We start from the raw sequence: 16,194 nt of genomic DNA, 5'->3' as shown, positions 1-16,194 counted from the left end.
CCTATTTAAAAGATATTACTTTTTAAATTTACAGAATTTTAAGATTTTAATCAATAATCATTAATGTTTCATTATGATTTTATAAATCGTTAATATTCATTCACAAATTCAACAATCATTGGGACATTAACTAAATAACTTAAACAACATATTGCTCACGTTGTTGTTTATACAATGAATCTATAAACATGTTGTTTGCATTATAATAAGTCGTGACATATAATCAATCTAAACAACAGATGTTTCTTAGTTTACAATCGTTGTTTAATATGATTGAAGAGGAGGGATAGACGTGACAACAATTCAAACACACAATGGTTTCAAACGAACTTTTCAACAGGAACATTTAACCTTAGGATTAATGTTACCCTTTGACGATTCTGAAAATATCGCATTGCCGTTTGATCAACAAATAGCATTAGTTCAATATGCTGAAAGACTTGGATTCACAAGCTTATTTGTGCGAGATAGTCCTTTATATAGTCCGCATCTTGGTAATGTAACGACAAACTACGATCCGTTTGTATTTTTAACTTTCATCGCTGCCAACACATCCAAAATCGCTCTCGGAACATCTAGTATTGTTGCAACATTACGTCATCCTGTGCATATAGCTAAAGCATCTGCTTCTCTTGATTTAATATCAAACGAGCGATTATTATTAGGGATTGCTACTGGAGATCGGCAATTTGAATTTCCAACTTTTAAAATCAATCCGAATGAGCTAAGTCAACATTTTCAATCAGCTGTATCATCTTTAAAAGAACTATGGCAATCATCATCACCACAAACGTCAAATCATTTATTTGAACTGTATGAAGATTCTGGCCTACAAGTATTACCAAAACATAAGCATATTCCAATTTTCGCAACAGGATACGCCAAACAGCATATAGATTGGTTAAAAACGCATTTGGATGGGTGGCTATTTTATCCTCAACCATTCCAACAACAAAAGGCATTATTACAGCAATGGCATCAAAATGAAACATTCAAACCATTTATGCATCCTTTAGTCATTGATTTATCAGCGAATCCAAATGAACTTGTAAAACCAGTTAAAGGTGGTTATCGCTTAGGAAGAAACACTTTGTTAAACATCCTAAAAGCGTACGAACGCATCGGAACCAATCATATCATGTTGCAGTTTATAACCAACGACAGAACTTATAAAGATATATTAACAGAGGTCGGCAATGAAATAATCCCACACTTTCCACCTCGACATTTACAGGAGGACAAAATTTATGAAACTACTAGATAGAATTAACCAATTAGCAAATAAAGAAAAAGTACAGCCTTTGACTGTAGAAGAAAAACAAGAACAGCAAGTATTAAGACAAGAATATCTTCAAATGATTCGTGGCCAAGTCGTTAACACATTTTCTACTTTAAAAGTTGTGGATCCTTTAGGTGAAGATGTTACGCCTGATAAAGTTTATAAATTGCGTGAAGAAATGGGCACGCTAAATTTAGATTAATAAGAAACCCGTCAAGCAGCAAATGCTTAACGGGTTTTCTTTGTATCAATTAGATTGAAATATACTAATGATTCAGTTCATCATATTTAATTTTATACTAATCTCATCATTCTAAATGGCTATTACCGTCTATTTCATTTTTAAAAATTGTATATTCATCGTGAATACAGTGTGCCACATCACTTTATAACAATAGAAAATCATCTTTATCATGTTTAACCATTTAATATGTTTTCCATGGAGCGATCTACACTGCCTGCATACATACTTCCAAATTTTAATAAATGTACCATTAATAAATATAAACGATAAAATTCTAATCGCTGATTCGCACCTTTACTTAAAGGATAATGCTTATTATAAGCATCATAAAAAGCTTGAGTAAAACCACCGAACACAGTGGTTATACCTAAATCAAACTCTCTATCACCATATAGTGGCGCCGGATCAAACAATGCAGGCTGTCCATTTTCTAAGAACATATAGTTACCACCCCATAAATCACCGTGCAATAATGATGGTTTACTCGTATGATTCCTTAATGAACTTACAATTTTTTCTCTCACTTTATGATAAGTTTGTACATCATCCTCTATCCATAGACCTTGATTTACCAATCTATCTTTTAAATGATCTAAACGTCGTTCAACAAATATAGTCATCCAACTGTCTGACCAATTATTATTAAACGATACATCACCACCTTCATATGGTAAATCAAAGCCAAACTTACCATCTGGCTGCTGTTGTTGATGCATTTTAGCCACCAAGGATCCAAGCTCGGCTTGGCTTCCTTGTGTTCCTTCATTTAAAAAGCTTAGCAACAGATAGGCATCACCATCGATTTCACCACTATCAATAACGATTGGCGCAGTGATGCCAGATTTCTCAAACAAATTGAGCCCAGCGACTTCTGCAGCAAAAAAATCTTTACTTCTCTGACGCTGTACTAATAAAAAATATGGTGATTGAGATGTTTCTACTCTATATGCTTCGTTAACGTCTCCACCACTTACTGGTACGATAGACCGTATGTTGTCTAATGGTAATTGTGATTGCCATTGTGTTTTCATAATATTATCCCTCCATCATTCCATCACACAATTATACTATTACCGTTTAATATAAAATTTAATCAAAATCAATGTCTTCCCCGATAATTTGAAGGTTGTATTAACATTACTTATTTACACTAGGCATATGAATGCTAAAATGCTAGTCTATTAAAGACAAATCATTTCATCTACTACTAATTTAAACAAATGGAGCGATGACAACATGTACAAGTTAATTAAACCTATATTATTTCAATTAGACCCTGAAAAGGCACATGGCATGACGATAAATGCTCTTAAAATCCCACAAAAGCATACTAAATTGTTGCCGATACTTGAAAAATTATTTCATTATCAACATCCGATATTATCGCAAAATATGAAAGGGATTCATTTTGAAAATCCAATTGGATTAGCTGCAGGATTTGATAAATCTTGTGAAGTTCCTAAAGCATTAGATAAAGTAGGTTTTGGTGCTTTAGAATTAGGTGGAATAACACCTAAACCACAACCTGGCAATGCTAAACCACGCATGTATCGTTTAGTAGAGGACCATGCTCTGATCAATCGTATGGGATTCAACAATTTAGGTATGAACAAAGCATTGAGCAACTTAAGAAAATTTAGTTACCATACACCTATTGGTATAAATGTAGGTGTAAATAAAACAACACCATATGAATCACGTTATCAAGATTATATAAAAGTCATCGACACATTTAAAAATGACGTTACATTTTTCACTGTTAATATCAGTTCGCCTAACACGGAAAACTTGCAAAGTTTTCATGATAAAAATGAATTTTCTCAATTATGCTCTGCTATACAAAATTACAAAATCCAGCATGAACTAGATGTACCTATTTTTATTAAATTAACATCTGATCTTAGTCCAGAAGGTTTATCACAAATGCTTAAACCCATCACACAAACGTTTGATGGCATCATTTTAGCTAACACTACGCAAAAACGCGAACATTTACACTCCATTAATCAAAAAGAAACTGGTGGGTTAAGTGGTAAACCTTTATTCGAACGTAATTTAAAACTTATTGCACAAGCATATAGGGAAACGCAGGGGCAGTTTTTAATCATTGGTACGGGCGGTATTTTCACAGTGAATGATGTCATCAAAATGTTACGTCATGGTGCATCATTGGTGCAAATTTATAGTTCTCTCGTATTTGAAGGCCCCGGATTAACTAAAAAGATGAACAAACAACTCGTACAATATTTGCAAAACAATGGATACAATCATGTCAGTGATATCATAGGATTAGATGTGTAAAATATTTTAGTTTTTCTAATCGAATTATTTATTGTAAAATATTAATAGTGAAATTATGATAATTTTTTATTATATAGGGTAAATAATTACTGAAGGAGGCGCTAAAATGTATAAAAATATATTATTAGCATATGACTTTGATAATTCTTTTAATAATGTTCCTCAAGAATTACAAAATTTAACTACTGGTGTTGATAATGCAAAAATCACTATTTTCAACGTGATACCTGAAGGTGATTTACAAACCTCAGTTCGCTATGATGGCAAACATTTTGAAGAATTAGCTGAAGAAAAAGGCAAAGAGTTATCACCTTTTGTAGAAAAACTAGAATCACTCGGCTTAAAAATCCAAGTGAAGTTTCGTTCTGGCTACATTAAACAAGAAATATTAAATGAAATCGAAGAAAACAACTATGATATCGTCGTTATGAGTAATAAACGTGCCAAACCAGACATAAAAAATGTACTAGGTAATGTCACTCATAAAATCGCTAATAGCGCAAATATTCCTGTACTTATTATAAAATAATGTTACACCATTAATAAAACTCATTATTCTGTTAACAAATCTCTCGTAAGGATATGTCGTAATGGAATAATGAGTTTTTTGTCATTGTGTTAGTTTGTCATATTGTTAGCTTGTTTTAAATATCGTTCAATGACTTGCAACACACCTGATTCATCATTAGATGGCGCTCTGTAATTTGCGACTTCAGCTACTTCTGGACTACATTCAGCCATTGCATAACTATTTGGCGTCATAGCTAACATTTCTATATCATTATTTGCATCTCCAAAAGCCATCAATTCATGAGATTGAATCTTCCATTTATCTAAAAGTGTTTTAATCGCCACACCTTTATTCACTTTAGGTAATATTAAATCCAGACTATCATTTCCACTCGTCACTGGCTTTATTTCTTCTCCGTATTGTTCAGTCAAGCCTCTCATCACTTCATCTAAAAATTGTGGGTCTTTAATTCTAAGCGCAATTTTAACAAATTTATCTTGATTAATTGTGTTAAAGTCTGTAACTTTTGTTATATTAAAATAATATTTATATAAAAATGATAAAAAGTCGTTACTCACACTTTCTAATACATAAGCCGTTTTAACTCCACTTAACACAATATCTTCAATATGATAATGATTAATGATCAAATTCAAAACGTCAAAAACCAATTGTTGATCAAAATATTCAGCCGCTTCTAACTTGTTATTTTGATACGTCACTGCACCATTTTCTGCTATATATGCTATCTGCTGATCTTTGTCAGGAAAAAACGAACGCAATTGCGCATATTGGTTTCCACTAGCAATGATAAATTTCATATCCCTGTCCATCATGCTTTTAAAAATTTTATTGAAATAAGCTTCATCAAAGGTATTATCAGATTTAAAAAAAGTACCATCTTTATCTACCGCTATTGCTTTTATCAAATGTTACACCTTCCATTCCTGTACAAATCATTCAAAGATGAGATTGTCTTGTAAGTCATTACATTACAATAACATTGAACAAATGGCCATCTATATCACTAAATAACGCCCCATAATACCCTTCATGTTCTGTGCCTGTTTCGAGTACTTTTCCACCTGCCTGTTCAACCAATGAAATCAACGTATCAACTTCAGGTTTTGTTGAAACTGAAAGTGATACTAATGCTTCATTACTACCTATAGATGAAAGTCTAGAAACATTTTCAAATTGTTCTTTTTCTATCAGCATAATGATTTGGCCATTTTTCGTTTGAATACCTCGCATTTTATTCATCATGTCTTTATGTTTTTTGATTGTAAACCCAATCGTATCATAAAATTTTTCACTTGCTTCTAAATCTTGTACTGGTAAATTGAGCCATGCAGCGTTAATTTCCATCAGCATTCTCTCCCTTTTCAAATTTTTCAATGTATTACACACTTATAGTAAAACATAAAATACATTAGAACGCATGACTTAATCATTTTTACATTTCAATAGCGTAAAGTTTTAAAATTTTTATTTCATACGACAAACATTAATCACTATCATCCATTTTTGCTAGTGTTCTAATACTCTTTAAATTCACTTGCTTTAATAATTGGTCGTAAGTATGAAGTGCTTTTTGGGTTACTTTTTCTCCATTACTAGTTAAGTAAATATACATGGCTCGTTGATCTTCTACACACTCTTGTCTATATACAAGCGCAGTCTCTGTATATTCCATCCTTACAATAAGTCTAGACATCGCACTTTGACTTAAATCAACCACTTTTATCAAATCATTGATCTTGTATTTTTTATTTTTTGACTTATAAATTTCATATAATACATAAAACTCTTTAATACTTAGATGGTATTGTTCTTTCAATTTCCTCTCGATCATCGCTTCAATATAATGTATATATTTCGTCATTTTAATCCAGTTATCCACTTTTTGTTCTTTTTTCATGATATATCTCCCCACTAACCATACATTTGAAAGTTTCTTTAGTTCATTAATTAATTTTTAAATGATGTTGTACAAAAAATATTAATTCTAGCTTCTGGGTTTTGTCTAACACTACCTATATAAATACTTGGCTTCAACAATAAATTTGGCAATCTATATCATTCAATATACTCAACATTTTATCATTTTCTTTCTAGTTTAAAGGATAAAAATATCGAGTTAAAGACTAGATACTCACATCCCTTACTATATACAGCTAATCATTTTGTTATTTTCTAAACCATTTGCCTACATTCATTTTAAAACATTTTAAAAATTATATATGCTTTCATCAACCCTATATAATTAGGACATTATTTATCATTGAGCATAATACAAAAACCATTTTAGTGTACTAACAACAACTACTAATAAAATAAGTTCAATTCTATTAGTGTTTAAACTGTTAATAGTAACTAAAATGGTTTTAATTTATAAAATTAATCCGGTTTATATTTATTGCTTTTTCAATAATTGATCTTTCAAATCTTTACGTTCATATTCTAAAGAGTAAGGATCATTTAGCCAATAAATACCCTCGTCTACTTTAATTGTATGTCCATTTTTGACAGCCTCGGTACTTTTCCATAGATCTTTATTTTCAAAAGATAATTTAGTTCCTTTAGCGACAGGTGTAACCACGTAATCACCCGCCATATCTGGAATTTCCTCTTCAGAGATATCAGCTAAATCATTTTTCTTAGTAGCTTTTTCAACATTCTCTGGCATTTTTAAGCCAAATGCATCATACAACACTTCACTACCATGACCGTATGTCTTACCGAGTGCATACACTTTTTTATCAAAATCTTTAATAATTGAAACTGTTGTGTTTTCACCAATAGCTTCTTTTATTGTTTTACCATCATTTTTTGTTTTTTTATCCCACTTATCAATCCATGCATTCGCTTGTTTTTCCTTACCTATAATTTTCCCTAATTCTTGATGTTGCTCTTTGTAATCATGTTTCAAATAATCAAAAGCAATTGTAGGAGCAACTTTATTTAATTTTTTTAAATTTTTATCTGTATTGTAAGTAATAATTAAATCTGGTTTTAATTTTGCGACACTTTCCACATTCTCTGCATCTACTTTTTTGACATCTTTAAATTTATCTTTTAACACTTTGCTATCATTCACGATGTTAGCTACACCTACTATGTTCCCATCAAGTTGTTTTAAGCCACCTGCATAAGTAGCCCCCAGTACGACAATGCGTTTAGGTTTTTTAGGAATTTTCACTTTATCCCCTGAATCTTGAACATACGTCTTTGTTTCTTTCTTACTTTTGGATGATTCATTATTTGATTGATTACCACATGCTGCTAATACCAAAATAAGTGCAAGTAATGGTAATAATAATTTTTTCATTTCTAAATATCCCCTTTTCATATAATTACAATTTAAACTGAGCTTAATTATATATTATACTTCATTTATATTGAGCAAACCACAAAAATTTGTTGATTGTACTTTAATTATTGCCCAACTTAATATAGAGAAAGTAGCGCTTTCGTATAATGATGGCGATCTTCAGAAAATAAATTAGTAATCATAAAATCATCGACAATTTCTCCATCTTTCATAACAACAATACGCTCAACAAATTGATTTAAAAATGCGATATCATGAGAAATCATAATGATGCCGTTGTTTGTTTGATCACAGTAATCTTTCAAAACTTTTATCATTCTTTGTTCAGCGATGACATCTAAGCTCGCTGTTATTTCATCACAGATTAACATATCAGGTTCTAGCATTAACGTGCGTATGGTGTTAAATCGTTGTAACTGACCACCACTTAACTCGTCTGGAAATTTTTGTAATAATGCTTCTTCTAACTGCATGTATGACATTAAATATTTTAGGTTTGAGCGAATATCTGATGTTGATTGTGAACCTTTGTAATATCGTAATGGCTCTTCAAGCGCGGTTTGTATTTTGAATTTGGGATTAAAGCTGTCATATGCATGTTGGAATATTGGAAGCATACTTAATCCTTGTGTTGAATAATAACCTTGGTAATCAGTTAATAATCCTAGCATGATATGGGCCAAAGTCGTCTTACCAGAACCGCTTTCACCAACAATACCTAGTTTTTCATTTGGAGATATAGTTAAGTTAATATTTTTTAAAATAGGCGCATTTTTATAAGCAAAGTTAACCTGTTTCAACTTAATCATTTATGCCATCCTTCCTTAACTGACTACGCGCATCAAATAATTTAAGACTATATGGTTTTACATTCCCATCTTTAAATGCTTGTACATGGTTAAAGTCTATGACCTTACCATGTTGAATAACACTAATCCAGTCACTAAAATCGAGCACATGAGATAAATTATGTGTAATCATCAATAAAGTCACCTTATGGACTTCCGCTAAGTTCTTGATTAAATGCATCACATTATAGCCAGTGATTGCATCTAATGATGCTGTAGGTTCATCAGCGATAATAACACTGGGCTTTAACATTAAAACACTGGCGATTTGCACCCTTGCAAGTTGACCTCCTGACAAGTTAAATCTATAACGCGTCATCACTGTTTCTGGATCTAAGTCCACCCATTTAAGTGCTTGTTTTACAAACTTATTAGCCGTTGTCTTGTCTACCTTATTATGCATTTTATAAATCGCAAGTAATTGCTTACCTAATTTTGTATGATCATTAAAACTATGTGTATAATCCTGAGATATAAATCCAATTTCTTTTCCTAGTAAATTGCGCACACCTGTGATGGATTGCCCTTTGTAAACTAGTGAATCAAAATGTGTGGTTAGCATATTAGGAACTTGTTGCACAAGTGCTTTTGCAGTTAAACTTTTTCCAGAACCGCTTTCACCCACCAAAACATTCACTTTACTTTTTCGTAATGCTAAATCAAGTTGATCTACAAGTCTTTGTCCGCTGTTATCTGTGATGGTTAAGTTCGCTATTGCTAAAAGGTTACTATTAGCCATCTACATCACGCTTTCTTTTTAAAAGTTTATCTCTCAATGCATCACCAGTTAAATTAAACAATAAAATAGTTAATGTGATTAGAAATGCTGGTACAATCAATAGTAAAGGATATGAACTGATATAATCTCTACCTGCATTTAACATTGCCCCCCACTCTGGTGAAGGTGGTTGTGCACCTAAACCTAGAAATGAGAGTGAAGAAATATAAAGTATAATCTTCCCAAAGTCTACGGTCATTAAAACAATCACAGATGGCATCACTTGTGGGAAAAAATGTTTAATAATAATACGATGTGTTGGTACATTAAATAGTTTAGCCATTTGAATATATGGTTTCCCTATTTCACTACTTACAATCGAACGTGTCAGTCGCGTGTATGTCATCCATTTTATAATCGTAATTGCTATCACTAAATTCCAAATACTAGGTTTAAAGAAACTTGCCATAGCAATCATTAACACAAACTCTGGAATACTTAATCCTATGTCAATAACACGCATAATTACAGTATCAACAAAGCCTTTTTTATAACCTGCTAAAAGCCCCAATGGTACACCGATTATTACAGTAATTAACAATGTGATTAAACTGATGATTAATGTATATCTAGCACCTATGATTACTCTTGCTAGTAAATCGCGACCATAATCATCTGTACCTAGCCAATGTGAACTACTAGGAAGCTCTAGTGTATGATTCAAATGTACCTCCAAAGCACTATCTGTTGAAATAAAAAATTGAGCAATGATGAGCAACAATACGTATATACCAAACACGTAAAAGATAAAACTGCTTTTATTCATGTCTTTCATTCCATATCACCATCCTGACCGTGGCGTTTTAATGTATCATTGATTTTATTAAAACGACGTTTAGGATCGATCCATAAAAGTAACAAATCACTAATCGTATTGGCTAACACCACAAAGCATCCAATCATGATAACGGCACCTTGTACTACCGGATAGTCCCTCGCTCTAATACTATCCACAAGAAAGTGACCTAGGCCCGGTATACCAAATAAATTTTCAATCACTACCGTACCACCAATTAAACTCCCAACAGACATTCCTAATACAGTAATCACGGGAATAATAGCTGGCTTAAATAAATCTTTCCATAATATATATTGTTCTGACATCCCTCTTAATCTAGCCGCTTCAACTTCTTTAGATTGATACAATTCAACTAAAGTCGAACGCATCAATCTTACATAATATGCACTCATTCCAACACTCAATGCAATGACAGGTAATATATAACCAGCAATGGAATCTAAACCTGATGAAGGAAGTATATTTAATCGTTGTGCAAATATATAAATTAATATCGTTCCTAAAAAGAAGGAAGGCACACTTACTGTAAATGAAGTCAGTATTCTTATCCATGTATCTACCCAAGTATGATAACGCTTAGCTGCTAACATACCCAAAGGAATGGCAACTAGAAATACGATAACTATCGTTAATATTGCAATCGTTAAGGTTGGAGGTGTATAGAATATCAATTCCTTAATCACAGGTTCACCAGTTTGATAACTGGTACCAAAGTTCAATTGTATTATTTGACCTAACCATTGAAAATATTGCATTACCGGGGATTGATTAAGCCCTAATCGCTCTTTCGTAGCTTCAATTTGATCACTCGAAACATTCGCTACATCTAAGTGCAAAACCTTGTCAACTGGGTCTCCGGGTGTAAGTTTCATTAATATAAAAGTAATAGTAGAAAGGACAAACAATACAATGATCATTTGTCCAATTCTAGAAAGTATCTGCTTTAATATCATTCTTTTTTATCAACCTTATAATCAATAAGGTAAATACCTTCTGGTGTTGAAGTTAAATTTTCTACATCCTTATTCATTCCAACGATATTGTCATTGTAAGAAATATAACTGTTTGCGATGTCATCACTTGTAATATCAATGATTTGATTGGTAATGCGATTTCGTTCTTCTTTATCCACTGTTTTATTTAACTCATCTATTAATGCTGTGACCTTATGATTATCATAACCCCCTGCATTAATTGCACCTTTTGGTTTATAAGCTTGGTTAAAGAAATAACCTGTATCTCCTCTAGGGATTGTACCGAAGCTGTAAAGTGAGGCATCCCATTGTTCTTTATCTTTTAAATACCCCTGTATGTCATCCACATTGCGTAATTTGATATCAATATTTGCCTTTTTAGCATCTGACTGAATCACTTGTGCAATTTTAGGTAATTCGGGACGACCATTATACGTAGATATCGTCAGCTTTAATGGGTGTGCTTCACTATATCCAGCATCTTTCATTATTTTCTTAGCTTGCGCAATATCTTGTTTTTGCACATCTTTATTTTCTATAAAGTCGAGTTTATTGTTGAATGGTCCAGTTGCTGGTGTTGCATAACCTTTTGAAACATTATCTGTAATACGCTTGCGATCAATGACTTTATCTAAGGCTTCACGAACCTGCTTTGTCATTTTGTCACTCGTGTGATTATATAATAATAATCCAGTTCTAAAACCAGAGACAGATGAAATTTTTGTCTTGTCACTCTCTTTTAATGATTTAACTTTTTCAACTGGTACATCTGTAATAACATCTGCTTTTCCAGAATCTAAATCACTCGTGCGGGCATTGCCGTCTTCTTGATATGTAACATTGACGTGGTCTAGTTTAGGTTTGCCTTGCCAATAATCTTTATTTCGGTCCAATTGAATTTTCTGTGATTGTTTATAATCTTTGATTTGATATGGACCAGTGCCTACAGGGGTTTTATTGATATCTCCTTTAGCTTTAGTATCATAAATAGCTGAGAATGGGCTAGCTAATTCTGAAATGAGCTCAGGATATGCGGATTTAGTTGTGATTTGCAACTTTTGTCCATTCACTTTGATATCTTTGATTGGTAGTGAACCTTTGACTAAATCACTTTTTTGAATACTTTCTTCCAAACTAGCTTTAACCGCTTCGCCTGTCACCTTTTTGCCGTTTTGGAATTTAATATTATCTTTTAATGTTAAATCTAATTGAGTCGGTGATGTTTGATCATAAGATTTAACTAACAACTTTTGAACTTTGCCATCAGATGTCGCTTTAAACAATGATTCTGCAGCACCTATTTTCACAGGCACATCCGTTTCATATGGTGCGATAGATGTCGTTTTCAAAGGTAACTCTACATCTAAAGTTTTGCCTTTAGACTCGCTGTTAGAGCCACTACAACCAGCCAAAATCACTGCTGCAGAAGCTAATACTGTGATGATTTTTTTCATAAATATACCTCTTTTCAACAATTTTCATTAAATAATAAACGCATAATCAAAGTTCATCCTCTTTCATTATACTTAGTTTGTACATTTAATTAAACCGCATGCCTCAGTGGTTACTTATTTTTGTACACGCATACTATTGCCTGCGAATAACATAATCCATGTAGCAATAATAAACGGTAAGGTAAAGACAGGTAATCCAAATGGTGTTAGCAATGTAATCATGCCTGCATGTATAACCACTGTTAGTAAAACACCCAGTACAATACTCATATACCTTGGAATTCTAGTTTTAAATGCCACGCCTAACGCTAAAACTGTAAGAATGACATTATAACCAAATAAACCGTCATTAATCTGATCATGATTTGCACCGAGTATTGTAACTGCTGCAAAGCCAATAACATTAGCAATCATTGCGTAGCATCCTGCTTTTATGGAAGCAATAAAAATTCCAATTAAAATGAATGTACCTGCCAAAACACTTTTCAATAAAAAAACTTCACTAAAACCTGATAAAAAGGCACTGATAAAATCGATTTGATGTCCCGAAAATGTAATTTCTTTGACTGTGTTAGGCAATATCTTTACATCTGCATTTACAAATTTGAATTGGAAAGACATCAATAAAACGACCCAGCTTACAAACACATATGGCATCGTTAACATTGGTACACCAAAAGGTTTGAAAAATTCCCTGAATGCAGATCCTAATGGCATTGTTATGACTATTGCAACTAAGACGATCAATAGGCTGTACCATTCAGGTACTAAAAATAACGTTAATGCAATTGCTGTCAATACTGGATTGAACCCTGCTAAACCACTATTAATCTCTTCCTCTGAATAATTCGTATGTTTAGCTAATAATAACGATATTAAACTAGCAATAAGTGCCATTAAACCGACTTTCCAACTACCTACAAATAGGCCTATTAAGATAAATAAACCTGTCCATGCATTGTTCAACAACAAAACCTGCGCGATATTTTTTAATAATATTTGAATCGCATTCACAATGTCACCTGATTTCTATAAAATTTACGTTATTTATCTTATATCATACAACCTATAATTAAAAGTCTTTCAAATTTTACTGAATTTGTTATTTTTGCATTTTTCACTAATGTGTAATTTTTGTAGTTAGCCTAGCAACCCTTTATTATAAAAATGTAGACACTTATACATGAGTGTTGTTTTTAACAGTTTTGGAAAGGGAGTGAAAAACGTGCATTTTACACAACGTGAGCAAGATAAATTAATGTTAGTCATTGCATCCGATTTAGCACGTAGACGTCAACAAAGAGGATTAAAATTAAACTATCCTGAAGCAGCTGCTATCATTAGTTTTGAATTATTAGAAGGCGCACGCGATGGGAAATCAGTAGCAGAGCTCATGAGTTATGGAAAACAAATATTAAGTGAAGATGATGTCATGGAAGGTGTTGCAGATATGTTAACTGATTTAGAAATTGAAGCAACATTCCCTGATGGTACAAAATTAATTACTGTCCATCATCCGATAGTCTAAAGGAGGATACTAGATGAAACCAGGTGAAATTATTGTTAAGCGTACAGAAATCGATGTTAACAAAGGGCTTCATGCCACAGTCATCACAGTAAAAAATACAGGTGATCGGCCTATACAAGTTGGTTCTCACTTTCACTTTTACGAAGTGAATCCTGCTTTAGATTTCAATCGTGATCACGCATATGGCAAACGTTTAGATATACCCGCAGGTGCTGCAGTTCGTTTTGAGCCAGGTGATGAAAAAGAAATTCAATTAGTAGAATATAAAGGGAAACGTAATATTTATGGTTTCCATGGCAAAGTAAATGGTCCAATAGACGAAACCCGTGTAGTTAAACCTGATGATTATACTAAAGACTCAGAAATTATCGATGAAGCTAATTTATCTGAAGATAATGCTAATAAAGAAAGTGGGTATAAAAAATGAGCTTTAAAATGACGCAATCTCAATATACAAGTCTTTATGGCCCAACGATTGGTGATTCAGTTAGACTCGGTGATACAAACTTATTCGCCAAAGTCGAAAAAGATTTTGCTACTTATGGTGACGAAGCTACTTTCGGTGGCGGTAAGTCCATCCGAGACGGTATGGCTCAAAACCCTAACGTAACAAGAGACGATAAAAAAGTTGCAGATTTAGTGATTACTAATGCGTTAATCTTAGATTATGACAAAGTAATCAAAGCAGATATCGGTGTGAAAAATGGTTATATTATGAAAATTGGTAAAGCAGGCAATCCGGATATTATGGATAATGTTGATATTGTTATTGGAGCAACAACTGATGTTATTGCTGCAGAAGGTAAAATCATAACTGCGGGTGCCCTTGATACACACGTTCACTTCATTAACCCAGAACAATCACTCGTTGCACTAGAAAGTGGTACAACGACATTGATTGGCGGAGGTACAGGTGCTTCTGAAGGCTCAAAAGCAACAACCGTTACACCAGGTCCTTGGTATATACATCGCATGTTAGAAGCGGCAGAACAAATTCCATTAAACGTTGGCTTTACTGGAAAAGGACAAGCTGTTAATCATACGGCTCTCGTAGAACAAATACATGCGGGTGCCATTGGCCTTAAAGTCCATGAAGACTGGGGTGCAACACCATCTGCCTTAGATCATGCTCTACAAGTCGCAGACGACTATGACATTCAAGTAGCCTTACACGCAGATACTTTAAATGAAGCCGGCTTTATGGAAGAAACAATGGCTGCAGTTAAAGACCGTGTGTTACACATGTACCATACAGAAGGCGCTGGTGGCGGGCACGCACCTGACTTGATTAAGTCAGCTTCATACTCAAATATTTTACCATCATCCACTAACCCTACCTTGCCTTACACACACAATACCATTGATGAACATTTAGTCATGGTTATGATCACACACCATCTTAACGCTTCCATCCCTGAAGATGTCGCTTTTGCTGACTCACGTATTCGTAAAGAAACGATTGCTGCAGAAGACGTATTACAAGACTTAGGGGTATTTAGTATGGTTAGTTCAGACTCTCAAGCTATGGGACGTGTGGGTGAAGTAATTACACGTACATGGCAAGTGGCTCATCGCATGAAAGCACAGCGTGGCGCACTTGAAGGAGACGGTGAATATAACGATAATAATCGAATCAAACGTTATATTGCGAAGTACACAATTAATCCTGCAATCACGCATGGTATTTCAGAATATGTTGGGTCTATTGATGAAGGTAAACTCGCAGATATTGTGATGTGGGACCCAGCGTTCTTCGGTGTTAAACCTGAAGTAGTACTTAAGGGTGGTATGATTAGTACAGCAATCAACGGTGATGCTAATGGTTCTATTCCAATTTCTGAACCGCTCAAATACCGTAATATGTACGGCCAATTAGGTGGTAATATGCAAAGTACTGCCATCACTTTCGTTTCGTCTACAGCTTACGAAAATGATATTGGTAAAAGTTTAGGCTTAAAACGTAAATTAAGACCAGTTAAAAACATTCGTAATTTATCTAAAGCAGATATGAAAAATAATAACGCTACACCTAAACTAGATGTGGATCCACAAACTTATGAAGTATTTGTCGATGGCGAGAAAATAACAAGTGAACCAGCTACTGAATTGCCACTAACACAACGTTATTTCTTATTTTAGGAGGA

General features: G+C 33.4%; 18 protein-coding genes. 7 read left to right on the top strand and 11 right to left on the bottom strand.

Annotation, left to right across the window (positions count from 1 at the left end):
• The first annotated feature begins 292 nt into the window (after positions 1-292).
• A complete protein-coding gene (locus KA883_RS03000) occupies positions 293-1,264 on the top strand; it encodes an LLM class oxidoreductase (protein WP_046206708.1) in 972 nt (323 codons plus the stop codon).
• On the top strand, positions 1,248-1,481 hold the full coding sequence (locus tag KA883_RS02995) for a DUF896 domain-containing protein (RefSeq protein ID WP_046206707.1): 234 nt from the start codon (positions 1,248-1,250) through the stop codon (positions 1,479-1,481). Before KA883_RS03000 ends, KA883_RS02995 begins: the two co-directional genes overlap by 17 nt.
• 215 nt (positions 1,482-1,696) lie before the next feature.
• Here the strand turns inward: KA883_RS02995 and KA883_RS02990 are convergent, their stop codons facing one another.
• A complete protein-coding gene (locus KA883_RS02990; protein ID WP_046206706.1) occupies positions 1,697-2,554 on the bottom strand; it encodes a fructosamine kinase family protein in 858 nt (285 codons plus the stop codon).
• Positions 2,555-2,759: 205 nt separating this feature from the next.
• Between KA883_RS02990 and KA883_RS02985 the strand changes: the two genes are divergently transcribed.
• Both KA883_RS02985 and KA883_RS02980 read left to right on the top strand, forming a co-directional pair.
• Positions 2,760-3,824, top strand: coding sequence for a quinone-dependent dihydroorotate dehydrogenase (locus tag KA883_RS02985; RefSeq protein WP_046206705.1), 1,065 nt, complete (start codon positions 2,760-2,762; stop codon positions 3,822-3,824).
• Positions 3,825-3,930: 106 nt separating this feature from the next.
• Positions 3,931-4,353 (top strand): universal stress protein, encoded by a 423-nt coding sequence (locus KA883_RS02980; protein ID WP_046206704.1) that lies wholly within the window; start codon positions 3,931-3,933, stop codon positions 4,351-4,353.
• Between the two features lie 89 nt (positions 4,354-4,442).
• Here the strand turns inward: KA883_RS02980 and KA883_RS02975 are convergent, their stop codons facing one another.
• From KA883_RS02975 to yut, 10 genes are all read right to left on the bottom strand, one after another.
• Positions 4,443-5,264: a Cof-type HAD-IIB family hydrolase gene (locus KA883_RS02975; protein ID WP_210139857.1), complete on the bottom strand. Its 822-nt coding sequence runs from the start codon at positions 5,262-5,264 to the stop codon at positions 4,443-4,445.
• Between the two features lie 58 nt (positions 5,265-5,322).
• Complete coding sequence (locus KA883_RS02970) at positions 5,323-5,703, bottom strand: VOC family protein (RefSeq protein WP_210139856.1); 381 nt, start codon at positions 5,701-5,703, stop codon at positions 5,323-5,325.
• Positions 5,704-5,842: 139 nt separating this feature from the next.
• Positions 5,843-6,256: a MarR family winged helix-turn-helix transcriptional regulator gene (locus KA883_RS02965; RefSeq protein WP_046206701.1), complete on the bottom strand. Its 414-nt coding sequence runs from the start codon at positions 6,254-6,256 to the stop codon at positions 5,843-5,845.
• Positions 6,257-6,751: 495 nt separating this feature from the next.
• Positions 6,752-7,666 (bottom strand): ABC transporter substrate-binding protein, encoded by a 915-nt coding sequence (locus KA883_RS02960; protein WP_046206700.1) that lies wholly within the window; start codon positions 7,664-7,666, stop codon positions 6,752-6,754.
• Between the two features lie 119 nt (positions 7,667-7,785).
• Positions 7,786-8,478 (bottom strand): ABC transporter ATP-binding protein, encoded by a 693-nt coding sequence (locus KA883_RS02955; RefSeq protein ID WP_046206699.1) that lies wholly within the window; start codon positions 8,476-8,478, stop codon positions 7,786-7,788.
• Positions 8,471-9,256, bottom strand: coding sequence for an ATP-binding cassette domain-containing protein (locus tag KA883_RS02950; RefSeq protein ID WP_046206698.1), 786 nt, complete (start codon positions 9,254-9,256; stop codon positions 8,471-8,473). The genes KA883_RS02955 and KA883_RS02950 overlap by 8 nt, the downstream gene beginning before the upstream one ends.
• Positions 9,249-10,070, bottom strand: a complete 822-nt coding sequence (gene nikC, locus KA883_RS02945) for a nickel transporter permease (RefSeq protein ID WP_046206697.1) — start codon at positions 10,068-10,070, stop codon at positions 9,249-9,251. Before nikC ends, KA883_RS02950 begins: the two co-directional genes overlap by 8 nt.
• Entirely contained in the window at positions 10,067-11,047 is a 981-nt protein-coding gene (gene nikB, locus KA883_RS02940; RefSeq protein WP_046206696.1) for a nickel ABC transporter permease, read from the bottom strand. Before nikB ends, nikC begins: the two co-directional genes overlap by 4 nt.
• Positions 11,044-12,522 (bottom strand): nickel ABC transporter substrate-binding protein, encoded by a 1,479-nt coding sequence (gene nikA / locus KA883_RS02935; protein WP_046206695.1) that lies wholly within the window; start codon positions 12,520-12,522, stop codon positions 11,044-11,046. The genes nikB and nikA overlap by 4 nt, the downstream gene beginning before the upstream one ends.
• Before the next feature lie 114 nt (positions 12,523-12,636).
• Positions 12,637-13,536: an urea transporter gene (gene yut, locus KA883_RS02930; protein ID WP_046206694.1), complete on the bottom strand. Its 900-nt coding sequence runs from the start codon at positions 13,534-13,536 to the stop codon at positions 12,637-12,639.
• Between the two features lie 211 nt (positions 13,537-13,747).
• Here yut and KA883_RS02925 point away from each other — a divergent pair, with 211 nt between their 5' ends.
• From KA883_RS02925 to ureC, 3 genes are read left to right on the top strand one after another with little or no spacing between them, the layout of a single operon-like run.
• The gene (locus KA883_RS02925; protein ID WP_046206693.1) at positions 13,748-14,050 is read left to right on the top strand and encodes an urease subunit gamma; all 303 of its coding nucleotides are present in this window, start codon (positions 13,748-13,750) and stop codon (positions 14,048-14,050) included.
• Positions 14,051-14,063: 13 nt separating this feature from the next.
• Positions 14,064-14,477 (top strand): urease subunit beta, encoded by a 414-nt coding sequence (locus KA883_RS02920; RefSeq protein ID WP_046206692.1) that lies wholly within the window; start codon positions 14,064-14,066, stop codon positions 14,475-14,477.
• The gene (gene ureC / locus KA883_RS02915; protein ID WP_210139855.1) at positions 14,474-16,189 is read left to right on the top strand and encodes an urease subunit alpha; all 1,716 of its coding nucleotides are present in this window, start codon (positions 14,474-14,476) and stop codon (positions 16,187-16,189) included. Before KA883_RS02920 ends, ureC begins: the two co-directional genes overlap by 4 nt.
• Positions 16,190-16,194: the final 5 nt, after the last annotated feature.

The sequence above is a fragment of the Staphylococcus sp. GDY8P54P genome, from assembly GCF_017892645.1.
Taxonomy (GTDB): Bacteria; Bacillota; Bacilli; order Staphylococcales; family Staphylococcaceae; genus Staphylococcus; species Staphylococcus ureilyticus.
The sequence above is the reverse complement of the archived record's forward strand: the minus strand, read 5'-3'. Positions and strand labels throughout refer to the sequence as shown.

Bases quoted from the DNA above. Each gene is read 5' to 3' on its own strand.
- KA883_RS02950 (WP_046206698.1), bottom strand. From the start codon at position 9,256: ATGGCTAATAGTAACCTTTTAGCAATAGCGAACTTAACCATCACAGAT.
- ureC (WP_210139855.1), top strand. From the start codon at position 14,474: ATGAGCTTTAAAATGACGCAATCTCAATATACAAGTCTTTATGGCCCA.
- KA883_RS02970 (WP_210139856.1), bottom strand. From the start codon at position 5,703: ATGGAAATTAACGCTGCATGGCTCAATTTACCAGTACAAGATTTAGAA.
- nikA (WP_046206695.1), bottom strand. From the start codon at position 12,522: ATGAAAAAAATCATCACAGTATTAGCTTCTGCAGCAGTGATTTTGGCT.
- KA883_RS02960 (WP_046206700.1), bottom strand. From the start codon at position 7,666: ATGAAAAAATTATTATTACCATTACTTGCACTTATTTTGGTATTAGCA.
- KA883_RS02985 (WP_046206705.1), top strand. From the start codon at position 2,760: ATGTACAAGTTAATTAAACCTATATTATTTCAATTAGACCCTGAAAAG.
- nikC (WP_046206697.1), bottom strand. From the start codon at position 10,070: ATGAAAGACATGAATAAAAGCAGTTTTATCTTTTACGTGTTTGGTATA.
- KA883_RS02980 (WP_046206704.1), top strand. From the start codon at position 3,931: ATGTATAAAAATATATTATTAGCATATGACTTTGATAATTCTTTTAAT.
- nikB (WP_046206696.1), bottom strand. From the start codon at position 11,047: ATGATATTAAAGCAGATACTTTCTAGAATTGGACAAATGATCATTGTA.
- KA883_RS02965 (WP_046206701.1), bottom strand. From the start codon at position 6,256: ATGAAAAAAGAACAAAAAGTGGATAACTGGATTAAAATGACGAAATAT.
- KA883_RS02990 (WP_046206706.1), bottom strand. From the start codon at position 2,554: ATGAAAACACAATGGCAATCACAATTACCATTAGACAACATACGGTCT.
- KA883_RS02995 (WP_046206707.1), top strand. From the start codon at position 1,248: ATGAAACTACTAGATAGAATTAACCAATTAGCAAATAAAGAAAAAGTA.
- KA883_RS02955 (WP_046206699.1), bottom strand. From the start codon at position 8,478: ATGATTAAGTTGAAACAGGTTAACTTTGCTTATAAAAATGCGCCTATT.
- KA883_RS02920 (WP_046206692.1), top strand. From the start codon at position 14,064: ATGAAACCAGGTGAAATTATTGTTAAGCGTACAGAAATCGATGTTAAC.